Origin of the sequence: Muricomes intestini (assembly GCF_004346165.1) — a bacterium.
GTDB classification, from domain to species: Bacteria; Bacillota; Clostridia; order Lachnospirales; family Lachnospiraceae; genus Muricomes; species Muricomes intestini.
In genome coordinates, this window is sequence record NZ_SLZZ01000024.1 from 40,028 (window position 1) to 46,544 (window position 6,517).

A 6,517-nucleotide genomic window follows, 5' to 3' on the forward strand; every position below is an offset into this window, starting at 1 on the left:
ATGATTCTTAATCAGGAGCAGCAAGAGTTATTAGACGGTAAAAAGGGTGCAGCAATGGCCAAGGTTGTTAAGACGCTTAAAATGTACGGGGATTGTTTTGATGCAGAGAAGATGGTGCCGGTTACGGGGGACCATGGACATTTGGTGACCAGTTTCGGCTTATCTGTATTAAAGCCTGTATATGAAATAATGGATGAATTAATAGCGGAAGGTGTTTTGGCTAAGCAGAGCTTTTCTGTTGATCCCAGACCAACAGAAAAGAATGTACCGGCAAATTTCCTGCAAAATGTTTTCTTCAAAGTAATGTATTCAAAGCAGAATATGTATGAACAACAGTTGTCGAAACTGGGATTAATGGATGAGAGTGCATTTACCTGTACCTGCTACGAAACAGAAGTGGGAAATCAACCACGTTTTGGTGATGTACTTAGTTGGGCGGAGAGCAGTGCTGTTGTATATGCCAATAGTGTCCTTGGAGCCAGGTGTAATCGAAATTCGGGAATCATTGAACTTTTTGGCAGTATTGCCGGATTTGTACCATATTTTGGCTTATTAACAGATGAAGGCCGAAAAGCTGATTGGATTATTGAGGTTGATACGACATCGAAACCAGAGGCACAGGTGCTGGGAAGTGCAATTGGAATGAAAGTGCTGGAGGATGTTCCATATATCAAAGGGCTGGATAAATGGCTGGGCACTGAATTAAATGATGCAGTATGTGATTATCTTAAAGATATGGGAGCGGCTACTGCGTCCAATGGGGCCGTAGGACTGTATCACGTTGAAAATTTGACCCCGGAAGCAAAGGCACAGAGAGAAGAATTGGTTAAAGAGGGCGCGGCGGTATACCGTATTGATGATGCCAAGTTAGCACGGATTCAGGCTAATTATCCTGTAATCTGGAAGGATCCCGCTGCCGAACCTAAAATGTGTTTTATAGGATGTCCCCATCTTTCATCGTTACAGCTGAAAGAGTGGACTAATTCTATCTGTGATATGCTAAAACAGCATGGACAGAAAAAAGTGGCGATTCCTACGGTATTTACTGCCTCACCAAAGGTTGCTGAAAAATTTCGGAAAACATCTGAGTATCAAAGTTTAGCAAATGCCGGTATTGTACTTTCCAGTATTTGCCCTTTAATGTATATGAATAATCCATTGTGCGGAAAAATGCCGGTTATAACCAACAGCAATAAGTTACGTACTTATACTACAGCACGGTATTATAGAGATGAAGAAATTTTAGAGAAACTCACGAAAGGAGGCGTTTAAGAATGAAGACTTTTAAAGGACGTGTAATTGTACCCGGCAACATAAAAGCAGAAGCATTAGTAACAAAAAGTGGTTTTAATACTCTGGCGTCGTTTCAAAAGTCACTGATGTTCGGCGACAAAGAGGCAAAATGTTCAGATCAGAATAATCCTGAATTATTCGGAAAGCCGATGCAGGGTAAGGTGTTATGTCTCCCCCAAACGATTGGCAGTACAACAGGCGGAATGGTATTATATGCTGCAACTAAAATGGAAAGGCAGGCTGCGTGCTTTTTATTTTCACAGAAAATTGATAGTCTGGCAGCAGCCGGGACCATTCTTTCAGCAGTGTGGACGAACACGCCAGTGCCAACTATCGACTGTCTTGGATTAGAGTTTCTTGATTACGTAAAATCCGGTATGCTGGTTACGGTAGAAGAAGATGGAACCGTAACCGTGGATCAGTAGAGGCTAAGCATAGTGAGGCGGCAGACGATGAAAAGACAATATAAAAAGTCAGAAAAAAGTAAACGCATGATCCTGGATGCAGCAAGGAAGCTTGCAGAAGAAAAGGGTTTTGAAAAGATGTCGGTTCAGGATATTGTAAAAGAAAGCGGACTTTCGGTAGGGGCTTTTTATCATCATTTTACCGGAAAAGATGAAGTATTGAATGAATCGTTTTTGCAATTTGATAATCAGTTAACCGAGGAGGCATATGAAAGATACGATAGGATGCCGGCTCTGGAGGCATTACAGACAATTTTAGTCGACCAGGCTTTATTTACAGAGTCAATAGGAGTATTGCTGATGCAGGACTATTATCGTGTTTTATTGCAGCGCAATTACCTGAATGCAGTAAGTCCTGAGCGGGAATATTATAAAGCTGTAAAGCGATATGTCAGACGGAGCCAGGAGGCTGGGAGCATAGATATAAGTTTGAAGGAAAAGGCAATAGCTGAATATTTGATTCAATGCGTCCGCGGAGCAATTTTTGACTGGTGTCTGCATAATGGGATATATTCTGTCAGTGATAAAGTAAAAAGTGAGATGGAATTTTACTTAAGGCCATTTTTAACATCGAAGGAAAAGAAGGGGCGGGGAGTGATAAAAAGTGAAATAAAAAGACTGTGATAAAATAGATAGAATATAAAAGCGGATTTCAAAGAGGCAGGACATCTGAGAGATCCGCTTTTATATTTTGTTTTTTCTGTGAAATAGGGTATAATTAGCGGCAAGAAAAGAAAATGGGAGGTGTTGCTATGGCGGAAGGAATAAAGAAAGTGATAATTGCAGACGATGAAGTATTAATCTGCGAGTTAATGAAAAAACTTATTGACTGGGAAAGACTAAATCTAAAATTGGCTGGGGAAGTCTATAACGGGAAAGAACTATATGATGTAATTTTAAAAGAAGCTCCGGATATTGTTATCACTGATATATCTATGCCTGAAATGGATGGAATTGAGTTAATAGGAAAAATAAGAAAAGAAGGCATTCCCTGTCATTTTATTATTGTAAGCGGATACCGTCAGTTTGAATATGCACATAATGCTTTAAAATATAACGTAGAGGATTATATTTTAAAACCGGTAGATTCCGGGGAATTAAATAATGCGATAAAAAAGTTGTCGGATAAAATTGACACCGGGAGAAAAAGCAGAAATGAAAAGCTGTTAAATAAACAGGGAGAAAAGCTGTTAAAAAGATTTTTCTTAAGTAAAGTGGTTCCGAATCTGCCAAAGGAGCAAAAAACCTTTGAGGATGTAAATAGAGAGTACGGAATTAATTTTCAGGAGGGATTATTCCAAGTAATATATGTAAAATCAGATATGCAGAACAGTATGCAGGATTATGATGCAAACTTTTCATCAATCCAAGAGAAGATTTCGTCCGTGTTTTATGAGAAATTTCAGCCAATATGCTTCAATATTTTGACAGACCCAACTTTTGATACATTGAAAATCGGGATAAACTATCCGGCTGAAAAAGAATATGTAATATATGAAGAAATTAGAAACTATTTTGAACGTATCAGAAATCTTGTAGATCTTTTTAAAGAGTATCAGCTGACCATCGGGCTGGGGCATCCGTACAAGAAAATGGAATTTCTAAGTGTTTCTGATAAAGAGGCACAGGCAGCTGTAAGCAGCCGTATGTTACTTGGCTGTGACAGAATAATTTATTGGGATGCACTCAAGCAGCCGGAAACAATCATGGAAGATAGTGAAAAACATGATTTTTATAGAAACCTTGAAAAGGATTTTGAATTATTAGATGTGAGTGAATTTCAGGAGGACTTACAGAACCTTTTTCATGTGGTAAGGACTCATTTTTCCGCTTTAGCATTAGCTGATATATTAGAAACTATTCTGGAGTTATTTTTAAAAACGGAAGAAAAACTTTTTGCAGGGGTTCTCAATGAAGACTATGTCCGTAAACAATACGTATATGGAATTCATAATGCCTTAAGCTTATCAATATTACAAAGGGCAGTTGAACAACCTGTCAGTGAGGCGATGGAAAGTCTCATACAGCGGGTGGATCAGCAGAAGACAAAACCAGTTCGGTCTGCAATGGTTTATGTGGAAGAAAACTATCAAAACCCCATGCGTTTAGAAGATGTTGCTGCATATGTGAATCTAAATCCAGTATACTTTTCAAATATTTTTAAAAGGGAAACCGGTGAGAATTTCACTGACTACCTGACAAAATACAGGATGGAGGAAGCGAAAAGATTACTGCGGGACACAGGCAATACAATTCGTGAAATTGCAGAACAGACAGGCTATACAGATACCAGATATTTTAGCAAGCTTTTTAAAAAGGTGGTAGGGATAAAGCCTTCTGAATATAGGAAAATATATGGATAGATCTGGAGGGAATATTGAAAAAAATAAGAATCATGACACAAGATCAGTTAGATCAAATCATCAAACAAGAGGTCGAAAATTACTCAAAAAAGCGACATGAGGATTACGAGCTTACCCTGCTGAGTAAACAGATTGAGATGGCTACATTGCAGGGGCAGATTAATCCTCATTTTCTATATAACGTGCTTGAATGTATTCGGGGCCAGGCTTTATTATGTGATGTGCCCCAAATAGCAGATACGGCAGAAGCATTGTCTAAATTCTTTCGTTACAGCATTAATATCAAAAGAGATATAGTGACCATTAAGGAAGAACTGGAGAATATAAGAAACTATATAAAGATCCAACAGTTTAGGTTTTCCAATAGATTTTCGCTGGATTTAATTTATGATCAGACGGATATTGATATTCTCTTTGGGCAAATCCCCAAATTAAGTCTACAGCCTATTATCGAAAATGCAATTGAGCATGGTTTTGCACAGAGATCTTCGGATAATTGTATATGCATTGAAATTCTCCATACCAAGAAGCATTTAAATATTCGTATCTCCGATAATGGCTGTGGGATGAATCAGGAAAAGCTAAATAAATTAAAAGAGACAATATATGCTGCAGAGATGCCGGCTCAGGGGAAATCTTCATCGAATAATGGAATTGCCCTATATAACGTAAACAGGCGGATTCAGTTATATTTTGGACAAGAATATGGTCTCTCAGTTTCCAGCATAGAAAATTTAGGTACAGATTTTGAAATTTATATTCCATTGAAACTGGACATGTTGGGGTAAAGAAAATTATGCGCAATGAAATTTTAAGAGTATCTCATTTATATAAAAAGATTGGCGATACATTAATATTGAATGACTTTTCCATGAATTTATATGAGGGAGAAATATTAGGTATTATGGGTTTGCGTGACAGTGGGAAATCATTGCTTTTTCGTATTTTGACAGGAGATGAAGAGCTTGATAAGGGAACCCTTTTTTTTAATGAAACTAAGGTGAGCCAGTACTCTTCCTTATTGACAAATAAAATAGCTCTGATAACAAAGAAACCATTATTAGAAAAAAACATGACTGTCACTGATAATATTTTTCATATACGCAGGCACCGTCATCACCAGTTTTGGATCCGTGAAAAGTCCTATTATCTACAGACAAAAGAACAACTGAATAAAATATCAATAAATATTAATCCTAACAGTAAAGTGGAAGATTTAACGAGAATCGAATGTTATATGGTGGAAATCATAAAAAAGTACATTATGGGTGCAAAGGTTATTTTGCTAGATGATTTTTCACAGGAATTTAATACAAATGAAATTGCACAGCTATATGTTTGGTTAAAAAAATTAAGTGCTCTAGGCATTTCCTTTATATTAGCAGGCTATCGAATGGATAATTTGCAGATATGTTCTGAGCGAATTCTATTTCTTACAAATGGAACAACAGGTAAGATTATAACAAATGTCAAACGGAAACAAGTGGATGAAAATCTCATCTTTCAAATGCCTACTTTTAAACACAAAAAGAATCAGATAAAGGAAAAGGAGAATATTGTCTTCCAGGCAGAAAGGGTAAGTATAGAAGAAGTCGGGGAGATTTCATTCAAATTGCGCCAAGGGGAGATAGTAACCTTGGTGGATTTTTCGGGAATCAATAATCAACGTTTGTTTGAGTGTCTGATGAACTTGGAAAAAATGAAAAAAGGAAAGCTATATCATCTGAATCAAATAATGAATGGAAAAAGACTTACAGACAGAAGCGAAGATTGCTTATTTGTAGACTTTAACTTGAAAAACAGTGTTATTGAACAAATATCTTTACAGGATAATTTATGCCTCGGTAACTTTCACAAAATATCAACCGCCGGATTTTACCGACAAAAAAGTATGGATTATATAGAAAGAGACTTTCTGAACTGGTATCCGAATGAAGAGCTGCGAGGGAGGAGCGACTGCCGGCATTTGAGTGAAAAAGATAAAATGGCAATTTTATTATATCGAATCCGTTTATATAAACCCAGGGTAATATTCTGTATAGACCCAAGCAGATATACGGACGCATTGATTTATGGGATGATGCAACAGGAGCTGCATGAGTTGGCAAAAGCCGGAATATCAATTTTGATAATGGCCAAAACAGTGGAACAGAACTATCAGTTAACGGATCGATTTCTGTTTTGGGAAGAAGGAAAATTAGTGGAGAATAGTTTTGATTTCTAGGTAATATAGAAAAATTGCACCTATTCTGTAGGTTAACGCATTGTTATGTTTATCTGATGCCTCTAAAATATGACTATAAATAAGTTCTCGGAATTAGAATCATCTAATTCCAATGCAGATTGAAAATTGAATACTGGCAGTTTTGGAGTAAAAGAAGATATTTTTGTGTATAA

Annotated in this window: 6 protein-coding genes; all 6 read left to right on the plus strand. The window is 37.0% G+C overall.

Translation table 11 applies throughout. From position 1 onward, the window contains the following. The 6 genes from EDD59_RS14005 to EDD59_RS14030 all read left to right on the plus strand — a co-directional run bounded on the left by EDD59_RS14005 (nucleotide 1) and on the right by EDD59_RS14030 (nucleotide 6,344). The gene (locus EDD59_RS14005) at nucleotides 1-1,272 is read left to right on the plus strand and encodes an aconitase X (RefSeq protein ID WP_132382945.1); all 1,272 of its coding nucleotides are present in this window, start codon (nucleotides 1-3) and stop codon (nucleotides 1,270-1,272) included. A gap of 2 nt (nucleotides 1,273-1,274) precedes the next feature. Continuing rightward, nucleotides 1,275-1,718, plus strand: coding sequence for an aconitase X swivel domain-containing protein (locus EDD59_RS14010; protein ID WP_132382947.1), 444 nt, complete (start codon nucleotides 1,275-1,277; stop codon nucleotides 1,716-1,718). 27 nt (nucleotides 1,719-1,745) lie between these two features. Further along, nucleotides 1,746-2,381 carry a TetR/AcrR family transcriptional regulator gene (locus EDD59_RS14015; RefSeq protein WP_132382949.1) on the plus strand — a complete coding sequence of 212 codons (636 nt, stop codon included), beginning with the start codon at nucleotides 1,746-1,748 and terminating at the stop codon, nucleotides 2,379-2,381. Between the two features lie 128 nt (nucleotides 2,382-2,509). Further along, nucleotides 2,510-4,120, plus strand: a complete 1,611-nt coding sequence (locus tag EDD59_RS14020) for a response regulator transcription factor (RefSeq protein ID WP_165920950.1) — start codon at nucleotides 2,510-2,512, stop codon at nucleotides 4,118-4,120. Nucleotides 4,121-4,134: 14 nt separating this feature from the next. Then, nucleotides 4,135-4,908, plus strand: coding sequence for a sensor histidine kinase (locus EDD59_RS14025; protein ID WP_132382953.1), 774 nt, complete (start codon nucleotides 4,135-4,137; stop codon nucleotides 4,906-4,908). Nucleotides 4,909-4,916: 8 nt separating this feature from the next. Continuing rightward, entirely contained in the window at nucleotides 4,917-6,344 is a 1,428-nt protein-coding gene (locus tag EDD59_RS14030; protein WP_132382955.1) for an ATP-binding cassette domain-containing protein, read from the plus strand. The last annotated feature ends 173 nt before the right edge of the window (nucleotides 6,345-6,517 follow it).